The 24,910-nt window shown below is 46.2% G+C and carries 20 protein-coding genes; 11 read left to right on the top strand and 9 right to left on the bottom strand.

Annotation, left to right across the window (positions count from 1 at the left end):
• Nucleotides 1–2,832: efflux RND transporter permease subunit (locus tag Q0200_RS10445; RefSeq protein WP_297940981.1), on the top strand; the 2,832-nt coding region annotated here is incomplete at its 5' end.
• Nucleotides 2,825–4,201, top strand: coding sequence for an efflux transporter outer membrane subunit (locus Q0200_RS10440; protein ID WP_297940979.1), 1,377 nt, complete (start codon nt 2,825–2,827; stop codon nt 4,199–4,201). The genes Q0200_RS10445 and Q0200_RS10440, both read left to right, overlap by 8 nt.
• A 650-nt stretch (nt 4,202–4,851) precedes the next feature.
• Here Q0200_RS10440 and purN read toward each other — a convergent pair.
• The 7 genes from purN to tig are packed head-to-tail and all read right to left on the bottom strand — an operon-like array spanning nt 4,852 to nt 11,822.
• Nucleotides 4,852–5,433, bottom strand: a complete 582-nt coding sequence (gene purN / locus Q0200_RS10435) for a phosphoribosylglycinamide formyltransferase (RefSeq protein ID WP_297940977.1) — start codon at nt 5,431–5,433, stop codon at nt 4,852–4,854.
• Complete coding sequence (locus tag Q0200_RS10430) at nt 5,415–6,836, bottom strand: NAD(P)H-hydrate dehydratase (RefSeq protein WP_297940975.1); 1,422 nt, start codon at nt 6,834–6,836, stop codon at nt 5,415–5,417. Before Q0200_RS10430 ends, purN begins: the two co-directional genes overlap by 19 nt.
• Entirely contained in the window at nt 6,833–8,353 is a 1,521-nt protein-coding gene (locus Q0200_RS10425; protein ID WP_297940973.1) for a YifB family Mg chelatase-like AAA ATPase, read from the bottom strand. The genes Q0200_RS10430 and Q0200_RS10425 overlap by 4 nt, the downstream gene beginning before the upstream one ends.
• A complete protein-coding gene (def, locus tag Q0200_RS10420; RefSeq protein WP_297940971.1) occupies nt 8,350–8,862 on the bottom strand; it encodes a peptide deformylase in 513 nt (170 codons plus the stop codon). Before def ends, Q0200_RS10425 begins: the two co-directional genes overlap by 4 nt.
• Entirely contained in the window at nt 8,859–9,896 is a 1,038-nt protein-coding gene (locus Q0200_RS10415) for a diguanylate cyclase (RefSeq protein ID WP_297940969.1), read from the bottom strand. The genes def and Q0200_RS10415 overlap by 4 nt, the downstream gene beginning before the upstream one ends.
• A gap of 10 nt (nt 9,897–9,906) precedes the next feature.
• Nucleotides 9,907–10,497: an ATP-dependent Clp endopeptidase proteolytic subunit ClpP gene (gene clpP, locus Q0200_RS10410; protein ID WP_002949394.1), complete on the bottom strand. Its 591-nt coding sequence runs from the start codon at nt 10,495–10,497 to the stop codon at nt 9,907–9,909.
• Nucleotides 10,497–11,822, bottom strand: coding sequence for a trigger factor (tig, locus tag Q0200_RS10405; protein ID WP_297940967.1), 1,326 nt, complete (start codon nt 11,820–11,822; stop codon nt 10,497–10,499). Before tig ends, clpP begins: the two co-directional genes overlap by 1 nt.
• A gap of 139 nt (nt 11,823–11,961) precedes the next feature.
• On the opposite strand from tig, the gene folE reads away from it, so the two are divergent.
• The 5 genes from folE to Q0200_RS10380 all read left to right on the top strand — a co-directional run bounded on the left by folE (nt 11,962) and on the right by Q0200_RS10380 (nt 17,526).
• Nucleotides 11,962–12,564, top strand: coding sequence for a GTP cyclohydrolase I FolE (folE, locus tag Q0200_RS10400; RefSeq protein WP_297940965.1), 603 nt, complete (start codon nt 11,962–11,964; stop codon nt 12,562–12,564).
• Nucleotides 12,564–13,868, top strand: a complete 1,305-nt coding sequence (gene fliI, locus Q0200_RS10395; protein ID WP_297940963.1) for a flagellar protein export ATPase FliI — start codon at nt 12,564–12,566, stop codon at nt 13,866–13,868. Before folE ends, fliI begins: the two co-directional genes overlap by 1 nt.
• Before the next feature lie 241 nt (nt 13,869–14,109).
• Nucleotides 14,110–14,457, top strand: coding sequence for a hypothetical protein (locus Q0200_RS10390; protein WP_297940961.1), 348 nt, complete (start codon nt 14,110–14,112; stop codon nt 14,455–14,457).
• A gap of 561 nt (nt 14,458–15,018) precedes the next feature.
• Nucleotides 15,019–16,197: a NifS family cysteine desulfurase gene (locus Q0200_RS10385; protein ID WP_297940959.1), complete on the top strand. Its 1,179-nt coding sequence runs from the start codon at nt 15,019–15,021 to the stop codon at nt 16,195–16,197.
• 336 nt (nt 16,198–16,533) lie between these two features.
• Complete coding sequence (locus Q0200_RS10380; protein WP_297940958.1) at nt 16,534–17,526, top strand: iron-sulfur cluster assembly scaffold protein; 993 nt, start codon at nt 16,534–16,536, stop codon at nt 17,524–17,526.
• Nucleotides 17,527–17,737: 211 nt separating this feature from the next.
• Here Q0200_RS10380 and Q0200_RS10375 read toward each other — a convergent pair whose 3' ends face one another.
• Nucleotides 17,738–18,286: a hypothetical protein gene (locus tag Q0200_RS10375; RefSeq protein ID WP_297940956.1), complete on the bottom strand. Its 549-nt coding sequence runs from the start codon at nt 18,284–18,286 to the stop codon at nt 17,738–17,740.
• Nucleotides 18,287–18,561: 275 nt separating this feature from the next.
• Between Q0200_RS10375 and Q0200_RS10370 the strand changes: the two genes are divergently transcribed.
• The 4 genes from Q0200_RS10370 to Q0200_RS10355 all read left to right on the top strand — a co-directional run bounded on the left by Q0200_RS10370 (nt 18,562) and on the right by Q0200_RS10355 (nt 23,931).
• Nucleotides 18,562–18,981: a TOBE domain-containing protein gene (locus Q0200_RS10370; protein ID WP_297940955.1), complete on the top strand. Its 420-nt coding sequence runs from the start codon at nt 18,562–18,564 to the stop codon at nt 18,979–18,981.
• Nucleotides 18,982–19,186: 205 nt separating this feature from the next.
• On the top strand, nt 19,187–21,442 hold the full coding sequence (locus Q0200_RS10365) for a TonB-dependent siderophore receptor (protein WP_297940953.1): 2,256 nt from the start codon (nt 19,187–19,189) through the stop codon (nt 21,440–21,442).
• Nucleotides 21,443–21,704: 262 nt separating this feature from the next.
• The gene (locus tag Q0200_RS10360; RefSeq protein WP_297940951.1) at nt 21,705–23,507 is read left to right on the top strand and encodes an ABC transporter ATP-binding protein/permease; all 1,803 of its coding nucleotides are present in this window, start codon (nt 21,705–21,707) and stop codon (nt 23,505–23,507) included.
• Nucleotides 23,508–23,559: 52 nt separating this feature from the next.
• On the top strand, nt 23,560–23,931 hold the full coding sequence (locus tag Q0200_RS10355; protein ID WP_297940950.1) for a hypothetical protein: 372 nt from the start codon (nt 23,560–23,562) through the stop codon (nt 23,929–23,931).
• A gap of 322 nt (nt 23,932–24,253) precedes the next feature.
• Here the strand turns inward: Q0200_RS10355 and Q0200_RS10350 are convergent, their stop codons facing one another.
• The gene (locus tag Q0200_RS10350; protein WP_297940949.1) at nt 24,254–24,784 is read right to left on the bottom strand and encodes a chemotaxis protein; all 531 of its coding nucleotides are present in this window, start codon (nt 24,782–24,784) and stop codon (nt 24,254–24,256) included.
• Between the last annotated feature and the right edge of the window lie 126 nt (nt 24,785–24,910).

The following is a 24,910-nucleotide window of genomic DNA, read 5'->3' as shown; positions in this document are numbered from 1 at the left end:
CAAGCCACGATCGACGTAAACAACCGCGTCCAAGCCGCGCTCTCAAGACTGCCCCAAGAGGTGCAAAACATGGGCGTGACCGTACGCGAACGTAGCGGCTCGATCCTAGAGGTTATAGGCTTTACCAGCCCGAAAATGAACTCTATCGAGATGTATAACTACGTAAATTTAAACATAGCAGACGAGGTTAAAAGGGTTAACGGCGTGGGCGATACCGTGCTAATCGGTAGCAAAGAGTACTCGATGCGAATTTGGCTAAAGCCCGATTTGCTCGCCTACTACAAGCTAACTCCTAGCGACGTAATCGCTCAAGTAAAAATCCAAAACAGCCAATACGCCGCCGGCAAGATAGGCGAGCAACCATCAGACGGCGATAATCCTTACGTTTATTCCGTTCGCACGGGCGGACGACTCAAAAACGCCGCGCAGTTTGGGGATATAATCATCAAAAGCTCAGACGGCGCGACGCTAAAGCTAAAAGACGTAGCGACAGTGGAGCTAGGAGCGGCTAGCTACGCTAACGACGCGATGCTAAACGGTAAAGACGCCGTGCCGCTTTTAATCTTTATGCAAAACGACGCTAACGCCCTAGCGACGGCGCAAGCGGTAAACGCAAAGCTAGACGAACTAAGTAAAAATTTCCCCGAAGGATTTACGCACACGATCGCATATAACCCGACCGAATTTATCGAAGTTTCTATCCAAGAGGTTATAAAAACTTTCATCGAGGCGATGATCCTAGTTATCATCGTTATGTATATGTTTTTAAAGAGCTTCCGCGCGACCGTGATCCCGATGCTAGCCGTTCCCGTGTCCATCATCGGCACCTTTGGCGGACTGTACGCGATGGGATTTAGTATAAATTTGATCACCCTTTTCGCGCTTATCCTTGCTATCGGTATCGTCGTGGACGACGCCATCATCGTTATCGAAAACGTGGAGAGAATTTTACACGAGGAAAAAGACATCACCGTCAAAGAAGCGACCTATAAAGCGATGGAAGAGGTACAAACCCCCGTCATCTCGATCGTGCTGGTTTTATCCGCCGTCTTCGTCCCGGTTTCTTTTATGGAGGGGTTTGTCGGCGTGATCCAGCGCCAGTTTGCGCTTACGCTGGTTACTTCAGTTTGTATCTCGGGCTTTGTCGCACTTACGCTTACTCCTGCGCTTTGCGGCGTTATGCTAAAAAAACAAGAGAGCAAGCCGTTTTGGTTCGTGCAGAAATTTAACGACTTTTTCGACTGGAGTACGAAAATTTTTACCGCAGGCGTGGCAACGGTGCTTCGCCACGTTATCATCAGCCTTATTGTGATAGGCATTATGGGTTTTGCGACTTACGAGCTGTTTAAAAAAGTCCCTAGCGGCCTCGTACCGTCCGAAGATAAGGGTGCGCTGATGGTTATCACTTCGCTACCGCCGTCAAGCAATATGCTAAAAACCAAAGAAGAGGTAAAAACTATCAGCAACATGGTTCTAAGCAATCCAAACGTCGAATTTACGATGGGTTTTGCCGGATACGATATGATCGCGGGCGCGCTTAGAGAAAACTCTGCCATCAGCTTTATCAAGCTAAAAGACTGGAGCGAGAGAAAAACGCCGGATAGTCAAGCAGACGCGCTAACCAGGCCTTTTAACGGTATGCTTTGGGGCTCGAAGGAGTCGATGAGCTTTGTCGTAAACGTCCCGCCTATCATGGGTCTTTCGATGACGGGCGGCTTTGAGATGTATCTACAAAATAAAAGCGGCAAAAGCTACGCGCAGATTGAAGAGGACGTAAAAAAAGTAGTCGTCGCCGCAAACGCTCGCCCGGATCTAACCAGCGTGCGCTCGACGCTAGAGACTAATTACCGCCAGTTTAAAATCGACGTCGATAGGCAAAAAGCCCAGATGTTCGGCGTGAGCGAGAGCGAAATTTTTAGCGCGATCGGCTCAACCTTCGGCTCGTATTACGTCAACGACTTCAACCTTTTCGGCAAATCCTACCGCGTTTACGCTAGAGGCGAAGAGGGTTTTAGAAACAACCCCGAAGATTTGCGTAAAATTTACGTCCGCTCAAGCGGCGGCGAGATGATACCGCTAAACTCGGTAGCCACCCTAACTAGAATTTTGGGTCCCGATATCGTAGATAGATTTAACCTTTTTCCTGCAGCTAAGATCCAAGGCGACCCAAAACCGGGCTACACGTCGGGAGACGCGATAAAAGCGATACAAGAGGTAGTCGAACAAACGCTAAATATGGAAGAGTACTCGATCAGCTGGGCGGGCACGGCGTATCAGGAGGTTAGCTCGCAAGGCACGGGCTCTACGGCGTTTATATTCGGTATGGTTTTCGTGTTTTTGATCCTAGCGGCGCAGTATGAGCGCTGGCTCATCCCGCTAGCCGTTATCACGGCCGTTCCGTTTGCGGTTTTTGGCTCGCTAGTCGCCGTTTGGGCTAGAGGGCTAACAAACGACATTTATTTCCAGATCGGACTACTGCTTCTTATCGGCCTATCGGCTAAAAACGCGATCCTCATCGTAGAATTTGCGATGCAAGAAAGGCTAGCGGGCAAGAGCGTATTTGACGCAGCCGTTAATGCAGCTAGACTTCGCTTCCGCCCGATCGTCATGACCTCGCTCGCATTTACTTTGGGCGTTTTCCCGATGGTTATCAGCACGGGCGCTGGCGCTGCCTCTCGCCACTCGCTAGGCACGGGCGTGATCGGCGGCATGATAGCGGCCACTACGATAGCGATATTTTTCATACCAATGTTTTACTATCTGCTAGAAAAGCTAAACAACAAAGTCTGGGACAAAAAACCAAGCGGAGCACAGGAGGTCAAAAATGTATAAAATTTTAACTTTAGCCGCGGCGCTATTTTTAGCCGGTTGCTCGTTTCGCCCCGAGATACCCGAGGTCGATACGAAATTTGAATCTACGTATAAATTTGAAACTAGCGACATCAAAGACGAGTGGTGGAAGGAGTTTGGCGACGAAAATCTAAACGCCCTCGTAGCTAGCGCGCTAGAGAAAAACACCGACCTTCGCACGGCATATTTAAATTTACAAAAAGCCGCCGCAAGCCTAGGCATCTCGGAAGCAGATCTCTTTCCTAGCGTAAATTTAAACGTCGGCTACACTAAAGCAAAAAGTAGCGGCGAAACCTACACCAAGCAACCTCAGACACGCTACCGAACATCGCAGGTAAATTTAGGCCTTAGCTACGAGATAGACCTGTGGGGCAGAGTGCGAAACAGCGTCGAGTCGGCTAAAGCTAGTCTAAACGCAACTAAGCTCGACTACGTCACCGCTCGCCTTAGCATAAGCTCTAGCGTGGCAAAAAGCTACTTCGCGCTCGTAGCTCTAAACATGCGCGAAGCCGTGCTAAAAGATACGCTAAAAACATACGAGGAGACGCTAGCGCTTCGCAAAACGCAGCTTGATCTAGGCGGCATAAACGAGACGACCTATCTACAAAGCAAAGCCGCGGTAGAAAGCGCGAAAGTAAGCCTACTAGAGGTGCAAACCTCGCTATCTCAGGCTCTAACGTCCGTAGCGATACTAACGGGAAAATCAAACGACGAGATCCTAAACGGAGCCGTACAGAGCGCTAAAATGCTACCCAAAGAGCCCGAAGTGAGTGCTGGCGTGAGCGCGGACATACTGCTGCACAGGAGCGACGTAGCTAAAGCCTACGCCGATCTAAACGCCACCAACGCGCTAATCGGCGTCGCAAAGGCAGACTATCTGCCGTCCATCTCGTTAACGGGGCTTTTTGGATTTTCTAGCGTGGATTTTGAAAATATATTTGTCGGCAACGCCAACACGTGGAGCATAGGCGGCTCTTTGGTGCAGAAAATTTTCGACTACGGCAGAACCAGAAACAACGTCCGCATAGCCGAAACCAACGAGCAAATCGCGGCCGTAGCCTATGAAGCTGCGATCAAAAAGGCTCTTGGCGAAGTTAGAGATGCGCTAAACAACCGCAAAAACGCCAAACTAACGCTAAATCAGGTCAAAGAGCTCCTGCTCTCGCAAGAAAAAATCTATCAGCTAGCCAAGGATCAGTTCGAGGAGGGCTACACCGGGCATCTGGAGCTACTCGACGCGCAGCGCAACCTGCTCTCGGTTAGACTGCAAGTTATAGCGGCGAATTTGAGCCTCATCGACTCGGTCGTGGATGTCTATAAGGCGTTTGGCGGCGGATTTAAAGCCGAATAATTTTACTTTTTGGCGGAGATTTTCCGCCTCTTTCTTTTTGAATTTCCTTTTGCTTTTCGGTTTTAAATTTGACGCAACGTCGTCTGTAGATTTTAAATATTTCGCTCGTTTTATTACCGCAGCTTATCTTGCTTTATAACCTTCAAATTTCAAAATTTAGCGCTTGCTTTTGCTATTCGCTCGACTCCTGTAAACCTATTTTTAGGCGCCTAATACTTTGGATAAATTTTCGTTGCGACTTTTGAGATAAATTTGCATTCAAAGACGTAAATTTGTTTCAAATTTGGATAATGCGATAAGTCGGTCAAATTTACATCATCCTATCCGGAGTGCATGTTTTATAAATTTACCACCTCAAATTTACGGTTTTTTGGCAATATTTGCGAGTAGGCACGTGATTTACGATCGAATTTACAGACGTATTTTGAGCTTAAATTTAGCGCAAATATCCGCCGCCAAATTTAAGATTTTTGATATTTTAACTGCCGAGCGAAGCTTGCGATTTGCGACGATTTTGCAAATTTATGTTTTTAAATTTGACGTAGCGTAAAAACGGGTGCGAAATTTTAAATTTGCAAGTCGAAATTTGACTAAATTTATGCCCTGCTTCGCAAAAATTATAAATTTGACTCAAATTTAGACGCGAAATTTTACTCTTTGTCGGTTAAAATTTGTACGATAGTTTCTGGTAAAATTTCATGCTCTATTGCGTGGATTTTAGCTTCAAAATCCTCAAAACTCATTCCCGCGCTCTTTTCAAATGCGCGCTGAGCGATGATCTTGCCGCCGTCTAGCTCCTCGCTAACCCAGTGCACGCTAACGCCGCCTACCTTCATATCGCTCTCAAAGCTCTCTTTTATCGCGTGTGCGCCCTTAAAAAGCGGCAGCAGCGACGGATGTAAATTTATAGCGCGAATCTGCCTTGTAAAAACGGGCGTAAGGATACGCATAAAGCCCGCAAGCACGGTTAAATCTACGTTAGCGCGCTTGATTTGCGCTACGACCGCGGCGTCGAATTCCTCTCTCGAGGCAAAATTAACGTGCTCGATGACGACGCTTTTTAGGCCGTATTTTGCGGCTTTTGCGATGCCGCCGGCGTTAGCTTTGTTGGTTAGCGTTAGCGCGACTTCGATCTTGGTTTGGCCAAAAACTTTGCCGTGCAGATTCTGCAAAATCGCCTCCAAATTCGAGCCGCCGCCGCTAAATAAAACCGCTATTTTTTTCGTAAGCATTTGAGTCCTTTGATGACGTCCGCGGCCGTGAGCGCGTAGTCGTTGATTTTGATTTCGCGGGCGGCTAGAGCGTGAGCCAATGTGCCCGAGGTCGCGGCATTTAGCGGGTCGTAACCCTGCGCGAGCAGTCCCGCGACGATACCGCTTAGCGCGTCTCCGCTACCGCCCTTTGCGAGCGCGGCGCTGCCGTGCGTCATGACGTAGACCTCGCCGCCTTGCGCGATTATGGTATTTGCGCCCTTTAACACAAGCGCGCATTTAAAATTTCGGCTAAAAACTTGAGCGAGTTTGAAGCGATTTTTTTGCACTTCGCTAGCGTCAGATTTGCCAAGATTTGCAAGCTCTAGCAGGCTCGCAAACTCCTTTGGATGCGGCGTTACCACGACGTTTTTGCTATTTAAAAGCTCAAGCGTGCGCGGCTCGTAGCAAAGATCGGCGTCGATAACGAGCGCATCTTTTGTTTTTAGCTCGCTAAAAAGCTCGTCTTTTTGCGCCTCATCAAGCTCGCCAAGCCCCATGCCGACGGCTCCGACTCGCATTTTGGACGTTATGCTAGCACTTTGCATCAAAACTGGCTCAATGTTTAAATTTTCGCACACGACGCTAACGAGTCCCGCGCCGATCGTTAGCGCGGCAAGTCCCGCTATACGCGCCGCTCCGCTCTTTTCGCCGCTAACGACAAACACGTGTCCAAAGTCGCCTTTGTTAGCGTTTTGCTTTACGCGAAACGGCAAATTTAAGTCGCTCTTACTAAGCTTATAAAAGCTCGTCTGTGTCTCGTAAAGCTGGCGCGAAAGGCCTAAATTTGCGACTTTCACGCGCCCTACGAAATCCTTTGCGAAATCGCTATAAAGCGCGAGTTTTAGCGCGCCCATCGTCACGGTCGTATCAGCCTTAAAGACTGCGCCTTGCGACACGCCGTTTTTATCAAGTCCGCTTGGGATGTCGCAGGCGAGCTTATAGGCTGGCTTTGCGTTTAGCGTGTTTATCAAATTTATCGTCCGCTCGTCTAGCTCGCGGCTAAGTCCTGTTCCGAAAATCCCGTCGATGATGCAGTCAAATTCGCCGCCTTCCGTCAAATTTGAGATCAAATTTACGCCGCATTTTAGCGCCCTTGTTAGTTCTATTTTTGAGACTTCATTTTGTTTGTCGCTCGCTAAAAATGCAAAGCAATCAAATTTATCTTGCAAAAGCCGAAGAGCAGCAAGCACGTCTGCACCGTTGTTTCCGCTACCGACGACGCCTAAAATTTTACGTCGTTTTTTTGAGGATTTTTTAAACCTAGTTTGCACGGCGCTAGCTAATGCATTTGCGGCGTTTTGCATCAACACTTCGGTGTTAAGCCCAAACTCGCTCACGGCTCTAGCGTCAAGCTCCGCCGTATCCCAAAATAGCTTTTTCATGCGCCCTCCTGCTTCACTCGGTAGCTCAAAGCCTCTAAAATATGCGGTTTTTTGATGATGCGCGAACCCTCGATGTCGGCGATCGTGCGAGCGACTTTTAGGGTTTTGTTTATGGCACGGCGACTGAGCGAAAATCTCTGCGTCGCGTGATCTAGCGCTCTGTTCGCCTCATCGTCGCAAATGCAAAATTTAACGATCTCTTCGTCGCTAAGCTTGCCGTTTAGCTCGCTTTGGGCGCGCGAGATTTGCGTCTCAAACACGCGCAGCACGGTATCTTGCATAGATTCGCTCGTGACGTCGCTTTTATCATCGGCACTAACCTCGTCCATCTGTACGTGAAGGTCGATGCGGTCTAGCACGGGCGCGGAGATGCGCGATTTATAGCGTTTGATCTCAAGCTCCGAGCATTTGCACTCTAGATTTTTAGAGAGGAGATTGCCGCAAGGGCAAGGATTCATCGCGGCTACGAACATAAATTTGGTCTCGTACGTGATTTTTGAGTTTACGCGCGAGATGTTGATTTTATAGTCCTCCAGCGGCTCGCGCAGGCTCTCTAAAATTTGGGGCGCAAAGTGCGGAAGCTCATCGAAAAAGAGTATCCCGCCGTTAGCTAGCCCCACCTCGCCAATCCTAGCCGAGCTCGATCCGCCGCCAAAAATAGAGCTTCTCGTACTCGTATGATGAGGCGATCGAAAGGCGCGAAGGGCGGAAAATTCGCTCTCCTGCTGATTTAGCGAGCTATAAGCGCAGCTGAGCAAAATCTCATCCAGGCTTTGCGGCGGCAAAATGTAGCGCAGGCGCTTGGCGCTCATACTCTTGCCGCATCCGGGGCTGCCCTCAAAGATAATGTTGTGCATACCGCAAGCAGCCACCAGGCAGGCTCTTTTTGCTCTGTGCTGGCCTTTGACGTCGCTAAAATTTAGCTCGAAATTTTGATTTTTTACGAAGCTTTTTTCGCCGATTTTGATCAAATTCGAAAAAAGCGGATGAACGGCGCCGACCTTGCGCGAGGCGGCAAACTCTGGCTCAAGGAAAAATTTGATCGCCTCGGCCAAATTTGAAACGGCGTAAATTTCTAAATTCGGTATCGCGCCCGCTTTTTGCGCTATCTCTTGCGGGATCAGCACGCAAGAGCCCGGCGCTTTCGCGCTTAAAAAAAGCAAGATAGAAAAAAGGCTCGCAGTGCTTTTGACGCCGCCGTCAAGCCCCAGCTCGCCGAATACGAAAATAGGCTCAAAGTCGCGCTCTTTTTGCAAGGCGATTAAAAGCGCGATGGGTAGGTCGAAGTGGCTGCCCGATTTTGGCATATCGGACGGGGATAAATTTATGATGATTTTTTGCGCAGGAAAAGAAAAATTTAACGACAGAAGCGCTGATTTTACGCGTTCGGCGCTCTCTTTGATCGAAGCTCCCGCAAGCCCTACGATATTAAGTGCGGGCAAACCGCGGTTAAAACTGGACTCGACGTCCACAAGCCGCAATTCGTCGTTATAAGTGGCGCATTTTAGGGCTTTCATGCGTTTTTTTGCTTTTTATACTCTTTATCGAATTTTTTGCGTTTGTTGTAGCCGATTCGCTCGATAAAAAGGTGTCCGTCTAGGTGATCCATCTCGTGCTGGATCGCAACCGACAAAAGCCCGTCGGCCTCGAGCTCTCGGCGCTGTCCGAAGCGGTCTTGATACTCTAGCGTTATAAACTCGGCCCTTTTTACGTCCTCGTAGTATCCAGGTACACTCAGGCAGCCTTCTTGGTAGATTATCTCGCCCTCTTTGCGTAAAATTTTGGGATTTATGATTTCTAGCAGATCCTCTTTGCGCTGTTCTTTGCTCTCTTCGTCAACTAAATTTATGATCAAAATTCGCTTGGCCTCGCCTGTTTGGATAGCAGCTAGTCCGATGCCGTTTTTAGCGATCATGGTCTCATACATATCGTCTAAAAATTTATGCAAATTTTCATCAAAAGCTTTAACTTCAAGCGATTTGACGAAAAGTTTTTTGTTCGGATAGGTTAGGATTTCTAGTATCATTTTTCAGTCTTGTCCTCTAATACTAAAAAATGCTCGCCGTCTCTGCCGGTGTTTACAAGCGAATCAAGCGCCAAAGATAGCATCTCTTCGATAGTTTTTGTCATGTTTAGATCAAAAGTGACCACTTCCATGTCAAACTCGTATTTCTCTCCGTTTAGCATAAAAGAAGTGTCGTAAAACATATCGGTTATACGTTTGCAAGCCTTTTGCGCGCCGCTTATGTCGGTATGCTTCATTAGCATAGCAAAACATCCGCCGCCGTAATGCGACAAAATATCGCTACGCCTAGATGTGCGAAGCAGCATGCGAGAGATATTTTTTAAAACAGCCAATTTACCTTTAGAGCCAATACCTTCCAAAGCGCTGTCTTTTGGTTTTATTAGCATTACAGAAGATTTATAGTCGTATTTTTTAATATTTCCCAACTCGATACCGAGCGTTTTGAGGAAAAATTTTCTATTATATACGTCAAATTTTTCATCATATATAGACTGCTCTTCAACTAGTTTGAAAACTTTTCCGATCTCCTCATAGCTCGTTTTTATCACCTCAACGTGTTTATCCATTAGCGAATTTAGTCTATTTAGGTCTTCGTTAAAAGAGTTAAAGACGCTTTGGATCGTAATCAAATTTACGTTGGGGTCAAGGCTTTCTGAACGTTTTTTGATAATAGTTTTTAAAACTCCCAAATTTTTATATATGAGCGCGACAGCTTGCAACATGCTTTTTATTTGCATAAAGCTATTTTTTACTTCGCGCTCTATATTTATTTGTCTATCGTCTTCGAGTCTGCCGACCTCATCTTCGATCTTTATGATCTCGCCTACTTTTTTCTTAAACTCATCAGACTGCTTTTCAAGCATCTTTTCAAAAAAAACGGTGTAGTTTTTAGGTATTGACGGAATATTTTCCTCAGCCAGCTCCCTAATGATAGCCTCAGAAAAGCTGTAGATATTAAAACTACTATCTACAGCTTTTTCATCATCTTTTTTTACTACTTCGATCTCATTTTTTTTATTGTCCAACTTTATCAAAATCTACTCTTTACTTAAAGCTCTTCTCTAAAACTTTATCTATAAGCCCGTACTCTTTGGCTTCGGCAGAGCTCATAAAAAAGTCCCTGTCGGTATCTTTTTGGATTTTGGCTAGTTTTTGACCCGTATTTTTAGCCAGGATCGCATTTAAAATTTCTTTCATGCGCAAGATTTCCTTCGCCTGGATCTCTATATCCGTCGCTTGTCCGCGCGCGCCGCCTAAAGGCTGGTGGATCATAATACGCGAATTTGGGAGCGCATAACGCTTGCCCTGCGCGCCGCAGCTAAGCAAAAACGCGCCCATAGACGCCGCCTGACCTATACAGATCGTGCAAACGTCGGGCTTGATGTAGTTCATCGTATCGTAAATGCTAAATCCGCTCGTTATCACGCCGCCGGGGCTATTTATATATAGATATATGTCTTTGTCCGGATCTTCAGCCTCTAAAAACAGCATCTGAGCCACGATCGCAGACGCCATGCCGTCCTCGATCTCGCCGCTAAGCATTATTATGCGGTCTTTTAGCAGGCGCGAGTAGATGTCGTAGCTTCTCTCGCCCTTGCTCGTGCGCTCGATGACGTAGGGGATGTAGTAGCTCATTACTCCGCCTTTTTCTCTTTTTTATCGTTTTTCTCGCTCTTTAGCGCAAACATCTCGTTAAATAGCTTCTCCTCGATCATCGACATTTTGATCGCAGGTAAAATTCCTTGATTTTTATAATTTTCAAGGTGCTGTTTCGGATCTACACCCGAGCGGTACGCCTCAAAATACACCGCTTGGATCAGCTCTTGATCGCTTACTTTGATATCTCTGCGACGCGCTAGCTCGTCTATTATAAACGTTAGTTTCACGCTTTTTACCGCGTCGTCGCGGTATGTCTCGCGCTGTTTAGTTAGAGCGTCTTTATCCTCTCTAAATTTAGCCATCTGCTCAGGCGTAAAGCTGCTCCAAGCGCTGCGGAATTGCATATCCATCTCTTGCTCTACGATGTTTTTCGGCACGTCAAAGTTAAATTTGGCCACGATCGCGTCGGCAAATTTAGGCTTTAGCTCCTCGTTTACGTTTTTAGCGTGCTTCTCGGCTTTGATCTGCTCTTTTAGTCTCTCTTCAAACAGCTCGACGCTTACCTTTTCCTCGCCCGGCATGATGCGTTTTAGCGTCTCTTCGTCGATCTCTTCAGGCACTTTTTTGCCTTGGATTTCGTGTAGTTTTACTTTAAACGTCGCGTCTTTGCCCGCAAGGTGCGCAGCGCCGTATTCGGCCGGAAATTTGACCTTCACGTCGCGCTCTTCACCGACTTTTAGCCCGATCATACCGTCCTCAAAGCCAGGTATAAACTGACCAGAGCCGATTTCTAGTAGGTAGTTTTCGGCTTTGCCGCCCTCAAACGCAGCGCCGTCTACAAAGCCCTCGAAGTCAAATTTAGCAAAATCGCCCTTTTCAAGCGCCTCTTTTTCCACTTTTTCTAGCGGAGCCATCATTTTTAAAATTTCATTTTTTCTCTCGTCGATCTCTTTTTTAGTTACGCGCGGAGTGCTGACGCTCTCTATCAGCTCCTCGTAGCCGTCGATGTTTATGACGGGTTTAAACGAGATTTCGATCTCTGCGTCTATCTCGTTCTCACCTCTATCAAATTTAGTCACGATCGGCTCGCCGATAACATCTTCAAATTTTCTATTTAGCTCTTTTAGGCCAGCGTCGATCACGTCTTTTAGCGCGTCTTGCTCGGCATCGGCGGTTAGTTCTTTTTCGTAACGTTTTAGAACTACGTTCACGGGCACTTTGCCCGCTCTAAATCCGTCTATTTTCATATTTTTCGCAGCTTTTTTAGCAGCGTTTTCGAGTTTGGATTTTACGTCCGCGCTCGGTATTTTCGCACTTAGCGAAGCGTTTACGGCGTCGATCGCCTTAGTTTTGATTTGCATTAAATTCCTTTAAAAAATAAAAATTTTCTAGAGTGTAGCAAAATTTTCCTTATTCATAGTATAAATTTAAGCGCGCGAAAGGCGAATTTAAGTAAAATCATTTATCAAATTTAAATAGCGAAATTAATTAGGAACGCAAATGCAAGAAAATTTAAAAAATGAGAATTTAAAAAAAGAAAAGTTTGAAAGCTGCGTCGAGCAGATGCTAAATTTAGTCGGCGAAGACCCAAACAGAGAAGGACTGGTTAAAACTCCCGAGCGCGTTTTTAAAGCTTATGAGTTTTTAACGAGCGGCTACTCGCAAGACCCCAAAGTCGTACTAAACGACGCGCTATTTGATAGCTCAAATAACGAAATGGTGCTCGTGCGCGATATCGAATTTTACAGCCTTTGCGAGCATCATTTGTTGCCGTTTTTCGGGCGCGTGCACGTGGCCTACATCCCAAATCACAAGGTCGTGGGCCTTAGCAAAATCCCGCGCATGGTAAATATCTTTGCTCGCCGCTTGCAGATCCAAGAACAGCTCACCGAGCAAATCGCCGAAGCCGTACAAGAGGTCATCAAACCAAAAGGCGTGGGCGTCGTCATCGAGGCGCGCCATATGTGCGTGGAGATGCGAGGCGTGGGTAAGATCAACTCGACCACGACAACGTCGGCGCTGCGAGGCTGCTTTTTAAAGAGCAGCGAGACTAGACGCGAGTTTTTCTCCCTTATAAATTCGCACAAAGAAGTGAGATTTTAGTGGGTTTAGATAGCTTAAAATCAAAACTGGGCGCAAATTTATCTCTCTCTAGCGTCTTTGGCGTGATAGAGCGAATTTCTGCTACGACGATAGAGATTTCAGGTCTTCGCCCCAGCATCGGCGACATCGTGCAAATTTGCGCTAAAGACAAGAGTAAAAGCGGGCTAGCGATGGTGACCGAGGTACGGCAAAATACCGCGCTCATCTCGCCCTTTGGCTTTGTAGAAGGCTACAAGATCGGCGACTTCGTCTATCAAAGCGACCAAGGTATGAAAATCCCCGTCGGAGACGCTCTTTTGGGGCGCGTAGTTGATCCTTTTATGAATCCAAAAGACGGCAAAGGCGCGATCGCCGCCACCGAGTACGCTCCGATAATGCGCACTCCGATCGATGCAATGAAGCGCGGGCTAATAGATGAAATTTTTAGCGTCGGGGTTAAAAGCATCGACGGACTGCTAACCTGCGGCAAAGGCCAAAAACTTGGCATTTTTGCAGGTTCTGGCGTAGGTAAAAGTACGCTCATGGGCATGATCGTAAAAAACTCGCAAGCACCGATCAAGGTTGTCGCCCTCATCGGCGAGCGCGGCCGCGAGGTGCCGGAGTTTATAGAGAAAAATTTACGCGGCGACCTAAGCGGCACCGTAGTCATCGTAGCCACCAGCGACGATAGCCCGCTGATGCGAAAATACGGCGCGTTTTGCGCGATGAGCGTGGCTGAATACTTCAAAAATCAAGGCAAAGACGTACTTTTCATCATGGATAGCGTGACCAGGTTTGCCATGGCGCAGCGAGAGATCGGGCTGGCGCTGGGCGAGCCGCCGACGTCTAAGGGCTACCCGCCGTCCGTACTCACCCTACTGCCTCAGCTGATGGAGCGTGCGGGCAAAGAGGAGGGCAAGGGCAGCATAACGGCCTTTTTCACGGTACTAGTTGATGGCGACGATATGAGCGATCCGATAGCCGACCAGAGCCGCTCGATCCTAGACGGCCATATCGTGCTTAGCCGCGAGATGACGGACTTTGGCATCTATCCGCCTATAAACATCCTAAACTCCGCCTCGCGCGTGATGAGCGACATCGCAACCAAAGAACACAGGGCAAACGCCGCCAAGCTAAAGCGCCTCTACTCGCTTCTTAAAGAAAACGAAGTCCTGCTACGTATCGGCGCATATCAAAAAGGCAGCGACAAAGAGCTAGACCTTGCTATCTCGAAAAAAGAATTTATAGATAATTTCCTAAAACAAGACGCCGAAGAAGGATTTAGCTTCGAGCAGACGCAAGAGCTACTGGGCGGGATAAATTAGTCAAATTTAGGCTTTGCAGGTAAATTTGAGTACGTTTTATCCTCCGGTTCTTAAATTTGACGGGTTAAATTTAAGGGTATATAAGAGTAAATTTGAGCAGAAACTACGACGAAAATCCGCTAGTTTTACAGGGCGATTTTTACCGCATCGCGCTTGGCTGCGCGTTCTTATTTAGCATCAATCTTCTTATGACGTTTTTTATATTTTTTAGCGGCATGGTAGATTGGCAAAGCGGCTCATTTTGGGAGGTTTTAGGGCAGAGGCGATGCGAGACGGCAGATTTGTTTCGGTGTTTATAGGTGTTATTTTTGGAAATATTTTAGCCGCCGCCGACCTAATCAAAAAACTAAAAAATCCCTCGCTCGTTTACCTTTACGAGGATAAAATTTTCCAAACCAAAAAGGGAGTAACGATAAATTTGACGGATGTCCGCGAAATGCGAAAATCGCCCTATCAAATTTTAGGAGCGATACCTAAAAATCGGCTTTCCGCGATAGTAATCCCGTTTATGTTCGTCTTGGCCGCATTTATTTTTTATGCGCTAATTTTTTCGCCAAATGCGTGCTCAGAGCCTTTGACAAAGACGTAAATTTAAGCTACTTTTGCAACCTTGCCCTTGTTTAGCGAGACGAACGTTATAAATATTTATTTCATCTCAAAATCAGACTGCGGTGCGGTGCGTGAGTATTTTAGGGCGAAACTGAGCGCCGATATCGCGGACGCACCCTGGACGATCAAATTTTACGACCCCAGAAACATTCAGCAGTCTCAAATTTGACGCTCGCTCTCGTCTTTATCTCGCGTCAAATTTAACTGAGCAAAGATACAAATTTATCCCGAGTCGGTGCAAAATTTGGATTATTTTCGCCAAATTTTCACTCAAGATGCGAAAATTTTAATTTTTAAATTTTCTAAAACCTTAAGAAATCAAACTAAGTTTAGGATATATTTTATCTTTTTATATCAAATTTGACCGAAAGACCGACGTTTTGCTCATTTGATAAGGAATTTCAATATATAAACTCTATCAAAAAACGGCTAAATTTGAAAAAATTAAGCTAAAATTTTAATCAAAAATTTATAAAATTTGTTATATTATCGTCGCAAAAATAAAAGGGATAAAATATATCCTAATTGATAAAGGTCAAGCGTGAGAGTATATCTAGACAACAATGCCACGACAATGGTCGATCCCGAAGCTTTCGAGCTTATGAAGCCGTTTTTTTGCGAGAAATACGGCAACCCAAACTCGCTTCATAGATTTGGCTCCGAGACGCACCCGGCGCTTCGCCGCGCGATGGATCAGCTCTATGCCGGCATAAACGCAAGCGATAACGACGACATCGTGGTCACGGGCTGCGCCACCGAGAGCAACAACTGGGTGGCTAAGGGCGTATTTTTCGATCATATATTAAATAAAGACAGAGATCACGTCATCATTAGCGCCGTCGAGCATCCGGCGATCTCGGCGACTTTCGAGTTTCTCAAAAAGTACGGCGTGCGCGTGAGCTACGTACCCGTAAACGAAAACGGCCTGCTCGATCCAAACGACCTAAGAAGGCTCATCGACGATAAAACCGCGCTCGTTAGCATCATGTGGGCAAATAACGAAACGGGCACGATTTTCCCGATCAAAGAGTGTGCGGCAATCGCTCACGAGCACGGCGCGCTGTTTCACACCGACGCGACGCAAACCGTCGGCAAGATCAAAATAAACGTGCGCGAGATGGGCATGGACTTTATGAGCTTTTCGGCGCATAAATTTCACGGACCAAAGGGCGTAGGCGGCCTGTATATCAAGGACTCGCAAAAGCTAACGAGCTTGCTCCACGGCGGCGAACACATGGGTGGCAGACGTAGCGGAACGCTCGATGTCGCAGGCATCGTCGGCATGGCGCAAGCGCTGGAAAACAGCAATAAACTAATCGAGTTTGAAAACCTGCACGTTAGACGCCTGCGCGACAAGCTCGAGGACGCGCTGCTACAGCTACCCGACGTCTCGGTCGTGGGAGAGCGCGCTCACAGGCTACCAAACACCATCCTAGCCGCTATAAAAGGCGTCGAGGGTGAGGCGATGCTGTGGGATCTAAATCAAGCAGGCATCGCGGCGTCTACGGGCTCGGCGTGTGCGTCCGAGACGCTAGAGAGCAACCCGATAATGGAAGCCATCGGCGCTAGCAGCGATCTGGCGCATACGGCGCTGAGGCTGTCGCTGTCGAGGTTTAATACCGAAGAAGAGATCGACTACGCGATAGAACATATCAAAAAGGCGGTGGTGAGGTTGCGAGCTATTTCAAGCACGTACGCTTACAACCCTAACGGCAAGTAACGGCTTGTCTTTTGAGCGCTTTTTGCGGAGCTTGCTAAAATTTAGCTCGGCGGACTACTTGTCCAGCCTACGCTAAATTTTACCTGCGCAACCCCAAAAATCATCTCAAAATACTTTGCCTTAACAATTTAAATTTCATAAATTTGGTTCAAATTTGGGTTTTTAAAAGTCCAAATTTGAGTTAAATTTAAAGGAAGCGGGCGGCAGTATCGCGAGATGGATTTGAATGGTGTGAAGCAAAAATGAGCAAGGCTAACCAAATAGGTTGCCGCAGCGATATTTTTGCAAGCTCATTCAAAGACGCTCGCGAGACAACGCCTCCAAAAAGGAAATAAAATGGCAAAAAATAACCTAATCGGCGGTTCAATTTGGGACGAATACTCCCAAAACGTCCAAGACCGCATGAACAATCCCAAATTTATGGGCGAGATCACCGAGGACGAGGCCAAAGCAAAAGGCGGTAAGCTTATCGTAGCGGACTTTGGCGCCGAAAGCTGCGGCGACGCGGTGAGGCTGTACTGGCTCGTGGATGAAAAAACCGACCGCATCATGGACGCTAAATTTAAGAGCTTTGGCTGCGGCACGGCAGTGGCTAGCTCAGATACGATGGCCGAGCTTTGCATCGGCAAGACCGTGGACGAAGCGGTCAAAATCACAAACATCGACGTGGAAAAAGCCATGCGCGACACACCAGACGTCCCAGCTGTCCCGCCGCAAAAGATGCACTGTTCGGTCATGGCCTACGACGTTATCAAGGCCGCAGCGGCGCAGTACAAGGGCGTAGATCCTGAGCATTTCGAGGACGAGATCATCGTGTGCGAGTGCGCGCGCGTGAGCCTAGGCACGATCAAAGAGGTCATCCGCCTAAACGACCTACACACGGTCGAGGAGATCACGCAATACACCAAAGCAGGCGCCTTTTGCAAATCCTGCGTGCGCCCGGGCGGACACGAAAAGCGCGAGTATTATCTCGTGGACATCCTCGCAGACACTAGAGCCGAGATGGAGCAGGAGAAAAAGCAAGCCGTTATCGACGCGCAGGTTTCGGGCAAATTTGACGACGTGAGCTTTGAGAGCATGACCGTCGTTGGCCAGCTAAAGGCCATCGAGAGCGTCATAGATAGGGATATCCGCCCGATGCTGATGATGGACGGCGGCGACATGGAGATCCTCGATCTACAAAAGGACGCCGAAGGTAAATTTGACGTCTATATCCGCTACATGGGTGCTTGCAGCGGCTGCGCGAGCGGTGCGACTGGCACGCTATACGCGATCGAAAACGTGCTTCAAGAAAACCTCAGCCCAAATATCCGCGTTTTACCTATCTGATTTGCTTTAGACGGCAAATTTGACGCGGATTAGAGCTCAAATTTGATTAAATTCGGGCGGTTGGTTTATCCGCCCTGCTCTATTTTGTAAATTTATGCGACCTATAAAATGGTTTTGGCGTTACAGAATCACAAAATCCACCTTATGAAACAAACAAATTTAGCTGCTATAGCTTTGCGTAAATTTGAGTACAGAATTTGACTACTAAAATTTACTCTCTTAGCTCCGCGTAAACACTCTGGTTGCGATAGATACAAGCCGCAATCACTATAATTAGTATCGGAGTTAGCAACAAAAATGCACCAAAAGCTCCTATTGCTCCATCGTTATGCTGGCTTTTGCCAGACAAAGTGACAGGAAGATAAAAAATCAAAGCAAAAGTAGCAAAATTCTCTACCGCAAAAATCGTGTTGCTTTTTTCAGGATTTTTAATAAAAAGATTGCTGTATTTGCGTTTTAAAATTAAAAACAATAGCGTGCAAACAATGGCAGATAATACGACTAGATACAAATTATCCATGCCTAGATAGTTCAAGGTTAAGCAATAAGCCAATGCCGTAAAAGTCGGAAAATTAAATCTAACCAAACGATGAAGCTGATATCTACGCTTTAAATTTTCAGGGATTTGTACTAAGGCTTTACCGTATTCCAGCGCTTCAGCCTCCTTGTTGCTTTGAACTAGCTCGTCTTGGCGGCTTGCATTGTCAATTTTAGACTCAAATTTAGCCGCTTTGGCGATTTTATCTTTTTGAGTTTGCATTGTCGCCTCCTTTTTTGTTATTTTATCCTAAATTCACCTTTTTGCCCGTCAAATTCTACCCTCACCCCGCCTACCCCTATTCCCAATTTGCGAAATTAAATTTTTCTACTTCATTTATCAAAATACCTAAAATTCCGATAATCGTTAATGTATGCGTTTTTAGTAATAAAGTTAGATTTTTGCATATTTGTTTTTTAAGTTTTATAAAAGTTTAAGTTGTTAATATTCGCTCAGATTTTAATACGAAATCAAATTTAATTACAAAGGAAAACGCAATGTTTAGCGCAAGAAATCAACTGTCAGCACAGATCACAGAGGTAAGAGAGGGAGCGGTAAACTCTCTAGTAGTAGCAAAGTTACAAGGCGGAGAGACAGTAAAAGCAACCGTAACAGTAGATAGCCAAAAGGCTCTAGATCTAGTAGCCGGTAAAAAGGTGGTTTATCTATTTAAAGCTTCTTCTATCATAGTAGCTAAAGGCGAGAACGGTCTAAAGCTAAGCGCTACTAACCAACTAAAAGGTAAGGTAGTAAAAGTAGTAGAGGGTGCGGTAAACGCTGAAGTAGATATCGAGATAGCCGGCAGCGATAAGCTAAGCGCTATCATCACTAACGAGTCTGCTAAAAACTTAGCTCTAAAAGCAGGCGATGAAGTAACTGCTATCATTAAAGCTAGCCACATCATCATAGGTGCTTAATTCTTTATAAATAGCGAGCGGTTTATGGCCGCTCGCTGAATTTTAAATTTGATTCAAATTTATATCGCTTAACCCAAAATACTAAATTTATACGCTCAAATTTAACCCCTGTTTTGTCTGATTTAGCGCTTATTTGCTCTTTATTTTTTTCTTAAATTTTTTATATATAATGCGCCTAATCATTATCAATATTAAGGAGAAAATTTTGAACGCTCAATGCAAATTTATAGGCTTATCCATCTGCCTTGCTTGCTTGCTCTACGCAGTCGATGCAAACCTCGGCGAGGTGACCGCATACGGTAAAGCCGATCTATCGACGACCGAGGGTACGGGCTCGTATACGACGCAAAACATGAACACTGCGACGGGTCTTGATTTAACTATCCGCGAAACGCCACAGACCGTCACCATTATCCCCGATCAGCTCGTTAAAGATCTAAATTTAAACGACGTAGATAAGGCGCTAAGCTATGCGCCGGGCATTACGACTACGAGCAGGTTTGGCATGAATCTACCGATGTCTAGAGGCTTTAACATCGATAACATCCAAGAAGACGGCATGCAGTCCACCACCGCGCTTGCTGCGCAGGGGCTCTACGGCCAGTCCAAAGAGCATACCGACATGGCGTTTTATGACCGCGTGGAGGTACTTCGCGGCGTGGCGGGTCTGACGCAGAGTAACGGCGAGCCCGGCGGCACGATAAATTTAGCTAGAAAGCGTCCGCAAAAGACGTTCGGAGCAAATTTATCCCTAGGTATAGGCAGCTGGGATACATACCGTAGCGTAGCAGACGTGACGGGCGGGCTAAACTCCGACGGCTCCGTCCGAGGCAGAGTAATCGGCACTCTGGGCAAGGATGGGTCGTTTAGGGATATGAAAGGCAACAAAAGAGGCGCAGTCTCTGCGATGATAGAAACCGATATAGGCGACTCCACGAACGCGCTTGCCGGGATAATCTACCAAAAAAGTAGAGGCGTCTACGATCCGTTCGGTGTACCGGTTGTAGGCAAGAACGGCGAGGAGTTAAATTTAAACCGCAAAACGACCTTTATATCAGACTGGAGTCGCGCGATCTACGAAAAATATAACCTATTTTTAGATCTTGAGCACTATTTTAACGACAGCATCAAGGCCTATGCCAAATTTAACTATACCGATAGCAAGAGCACTCTCAAATTCGGCGGCTGGCACGGAGTAAATCGCGATCCGATTACCAGATATATCGGCTACGACAGATACGACAACGCGAGTAAAGAATTTAGCTTTAAAACCGGTATCGACGCAAACTATGATTTATTTGGTCAAAATCACGACTTTTTCACCAGCATTACGATGTCGCGCGAGACCTTCACGCAGCACGACAGAGATGTGTTTACGGGCGCGGCAAATCTCACCTATAATACCTTCAACAAAGGCCTCATAAATAACGAACCAAACTGGGGAGATATGACGGCTCTTTGCACGCTGGGTACCAACTGCTACAATCTACACTATAACACTAAAATTTACCAACAAATGTTTACGATCGGCACTAGGTATAACTTTAGCGACGACTGGCATTTACTCCTTGGCGCTAGATACTCGTGGTTAAAGAGAAATAGCGCTACCGATAACTACCGCCGAGGCACGCATACGGTCGCGCAAGAGGTCAAAAAGCACAAACTAACGCCGTATATCGGCCTTACGTGGGATTTTGCCAGAGATCACTCGCTGTACGCCAGCTACACCGAGATATATAAGCCACAAACTGCTACCGATAGAAACGACGAGATACTGAAGCCTATCGTGGGCTACAACGCCGAGATCGGTCTAAAGTCCGAGTTTTTTGACGGTGCGCTAAACACGACCGTGGCGCTGTTTCAGATCGAACAAGAAAATCGCGCGATACAAGACTACGAGTACTACGTCGCCACGAATAAAAACAGAAGCGTAGCCGAGGGTAAAGTACGAAGCCGCGGCCTTGATATCGAAGCAAACGGCGCGATCACCGATAGATGGAAAATTTTCGGCGGATATACGTATAATAAAAGCGAATACATGAAAGACGAAACGCACAATCCTACAAGTGTCGACTACCGCAAAGGCGCAAATGCTAAGCCTTGGATACCAAAACATATTGTCAAGGTCTGCACAAGCTACGAGCTGCCTCTAGTCGCGCAGCAAAAGCTAGTCTTTGGCACGGGCGTACGCTATCAGACCAAGACCAACAACATGTACTCAAGATACAATATCACGACCGGCGCGTATTATCCGGCTAACGACATCCCGGACCAAAAGGCCTACGCGCTATGGGATGCGAATATCGCGTATTATTACGACAAGCACTTTAACGTAAATTTATCCGTCAAAAACATAACCGACGAGAAGTATTTTATCAATCAAAATAACCGCGTGGCCGGACAAAATAACTTCTACGGCGAGCCTAGGAACTTTATGGTGACGTTTAATTACGCATACTAATCAGGCTATTGCGCACCTGCTTTTCGGACTTAGCTAGGCTCGTAAAATTTATAAATACGAGCCTCTAGCGTAAATTTGTCTTACTTATTTACGGAGCTAAATTTGCTCAAATTTAACCTTTCTCGGCTTGCGGAACACGAATTTACTCGTCCGTAAAGCGCGATTAAATTTGCGGTAAAATTTGGAAGATAAATTTCTGCGCAAAAGTCATAATGCGCCGTCAAGCAAGGCAGACGAACATAAAATTAAAAAAAGGCTAAATTTGCAAATTTTAAAGAAGTTTTTTATCATCGCGGGCTGGTTTTGGACGGGCAAGCGCTCGCTGGGGGCGTGGGTGATGCTGGCCGTGACACTGGGAGCTAGCCTAGCCATCGTCAAGGTCGCGACGCTAATGAACGCTTGGGACAAAAAATTTTACGACGCGATCGAAAAATTTGAAAAAGATCTCATGCTCTCGCTTGTGGGTGAATTTCTCGTCTACACCGCCGTTATCGTGCTTTTTATCGTGATCGGAAACTGGTTTAAAAAGCTACTCGTGATCTCGTGGCGCGAGAGCCTAAGCGAAGAGATGGAAGATCTGTGGCTAAAAAACGCAAATTTCTATCGTCTATCCTCAGCCGCGGGCTTTGATAATCCGGATCAGCGTATCACAGAGGACAGCCTCCTGCTCGCCGATAAAAGCGTAAATCTCGTAAAATCCCTAGTTTATAACCTCTCCAAGCTTTTTGCTTTCACGTTTATCCTCTGGGAGGCGTCAAAGGTCTTGCATTTTAGCGCGTTTGGACGCGAGTTTGCGCTGGAGGGTTTTTTGGTCTACGTCGCGCTCGTCTATACGATCATTAGCTCGTTAATCACCCACCTAATCGGCCATAGCCTAAAGCGCCTAAACTACGAAAAACAGCAGGTCGAGGCCGACTACCGCGCAAATCTGCTAATCACTCGCGAAAACGCCGAAGCCGTCGCGCTGATGAATGGCGCAGGCGCTGAAAAATCGCGCTTTCGAGCGAGCTTTAACGAGGTAGTGCGCAACTGGCGCGTCATAATGAACACCGAGTTTCGCCTAGAGTGCTTTTCGGCTAGCTACTTAAAAATCACAAATCTAATCCCGATTTTTGCCTGTTTGCCACTTTATTTCGCGCGGGCGATGAGCTTTGGCGATATGATGCGGGCGCGCTCGGCGTTTTATAGCGTGCAGGACGGCTTTGCGTGGTTTATGGATTATTATAAACAAATCATGGAGTGGGCGGCAAGCGTGGAGCGCATATATAAATTCGTTGAGATCGCGCAGGCGGCAGACTCTAAGGTCAAATATGACGCTAGATTTAGCGGACAAAACAGCAACCTTGACGGAGTGAACGAATTCGCCCGGGTAACGGCGGCAAATTTGACACAGGATAAACTTAAAAGCGTTAAATTTGACGAGAGCTGCAAACAAAACGAGTTAAAATGCTCAAATTTGCAAATTTTTACCCCAAGCGGCGAAAGGCTGGTCTGCGGGCTAAATTTAAACGTAAAAAGCGGCGAATGGACGCTACTGCGCGGAGCTAGCGGGACTGGTAAAAGCAGCGTGTTTAGGTATATCGCGGGCATCTGGGATCACGGCTCGGGCGAGGTTTGCGCGCCGCGCGGAACGATGAGCGTACCGCAAAAGCCGTTTTTAGCGCGCATGAGTCTAAGGCAGCTTATCGCGTATCCTGGCGACTTGCAAAGCGCAGACACCGATTTTGAGGGGATCTTACGACGAGTGCGGCTAGAGAAATTTATCCCCGAGCTGGACGAAATCAAAGACTGGGGCAAGATTTTAAGCGGAGGCGAGGCGCAAAGGCTTGCATTTGCGAGGGTTTATTTCGCGCAGCCTGCGTTTTTATTGCTTGATGAGGCGACATCGGCACTTGATAGCGCGCTGGCAAAAGAGCTCCTTGCTAATCTCAAGCGCGACTTTCCGCGCCTTGGCGTACTCATGATTACGCACCAAGAGGAGCTTAAATTTATTTTTGATAAGGTTATTGATATCGGTTCTGTCAAGCAAATACAACCATCTACAGTTCAAATGAAGCAAGCTTGACTTTACAAAAAAAACGATAAAATTTTATACAAATTTATTAACAGGAGAAAAAATGAAAAAGATTTTATTTTTATTGGTTTTGGGTGCATTCATCCTGATCGGTTGCGGAAGCGACAAGGCAAAAACACCTGAGGAATTAGGTGAAAAAGTCGTAAAAACTATCAAAAATAACCCAGTCGATATGGCGTTTTTAGTTAAAACCGATAGCAAAGACGAGCAAGATAAAATAGCCAAAAAAATAGAAAAAGAGCTAGAAAATAATAAATCAGATAAGATACTTGATGCCTCTGTTTATAAAATAAACATGATAGACCATAAGCATGCCGAGCTTGTAATTGAAATAAAATTTGCAAGCGGAGAGAGAGCTCGTAAATTTGCGATTGAAAAATTCGACGAGATTTGGTATTTAAAAAATCCACTTTAAAAAATTAATTTGGGAGCCAAATTGCTCCCAAAAATTATTTTAAAGCAACCTTTGCTTTTTAAGTCGTGCGATAAAGCGTGAATAGCTAATGTTGTTTAGGCAGTATGCAACATTTATAGGCACTATCTGCAAGTGCGGCGGAAGTCGCTTTTATTGCGACGAGTTGACGTCGGCTGAGCTTGCTAGGATTGCGCCAAAATATAGCCCAAATAATCCCGCCAAGAAGCAAAACGTTAAAAGTTATGATTAAAATTGCGGTTATTTTTAAAATTTGAGCCCTTTCAAAAATATAAATTTAGCCTCCGTCTCGCTCGCGCCGAGCTCACGCTGCTTTTATGCCGCCGTTAAATTTAGCGCCTTTAAATTTGAGTTCACCGCAAAATCTCTTACCAAATTTCGCCTCGACTATGAGAACTAGCACGAAAAATATCTTTTCGTCGTTTAAAAAAGCGATTTGGCGAAGGGTTTGATCAGCACCGTTAAATTTGACGCCGTTTTCGCGCAAAGTGCGGCAAAACTTGGCCTCGTCAAAACCTAGCTTTTGCGAGATCTCAGCGATCGTGTATGGCTCGAGCGATGCGATGATGCGGTCCATGTTGCACATGCTCGGGTTTTTACGGCGAGTGACGACGTCGATGAATTCGTTTGCGAGCTTAATGAGCTTTTTCTTGCGATTTATCACGTGCAAAACGGCTACGATCGCGACTAAAGAGCCCGCAAATTTATGCGCGCTCATCCAAAATTCGCCGTACTCTCCGAGCGCGAAATTTGCCCCCGAAAACGCGAGCAAACAAAGTCCTAAAATCAGCATGCAAACCAGGCAAAATTTATAAACGATCTCAAATTTGAGCATAAAATCTCCTAAAATATATTTTTGAAATTATACATTTTTTAATATAAGGCATATTTTAAGGACAAATTTAGTCCTTTTATTGATATACATCATTTTTGCGCAAATTTATTTTGGATAAACTTTGTC

The sequence above is a fragment of the uncultured Campylobacter sp. genome (assembly GCF_938045225.1).
GTDB lineage: Bacteria > Campylobacterota > Campylobacteria > Campylobacterales > Campylobacteraceae > Campylobacter_A.
Note: the sequence above shows the minus strand (reverse complement) of the source record. Positions and strands in the feature narration are given on the sequence as shown.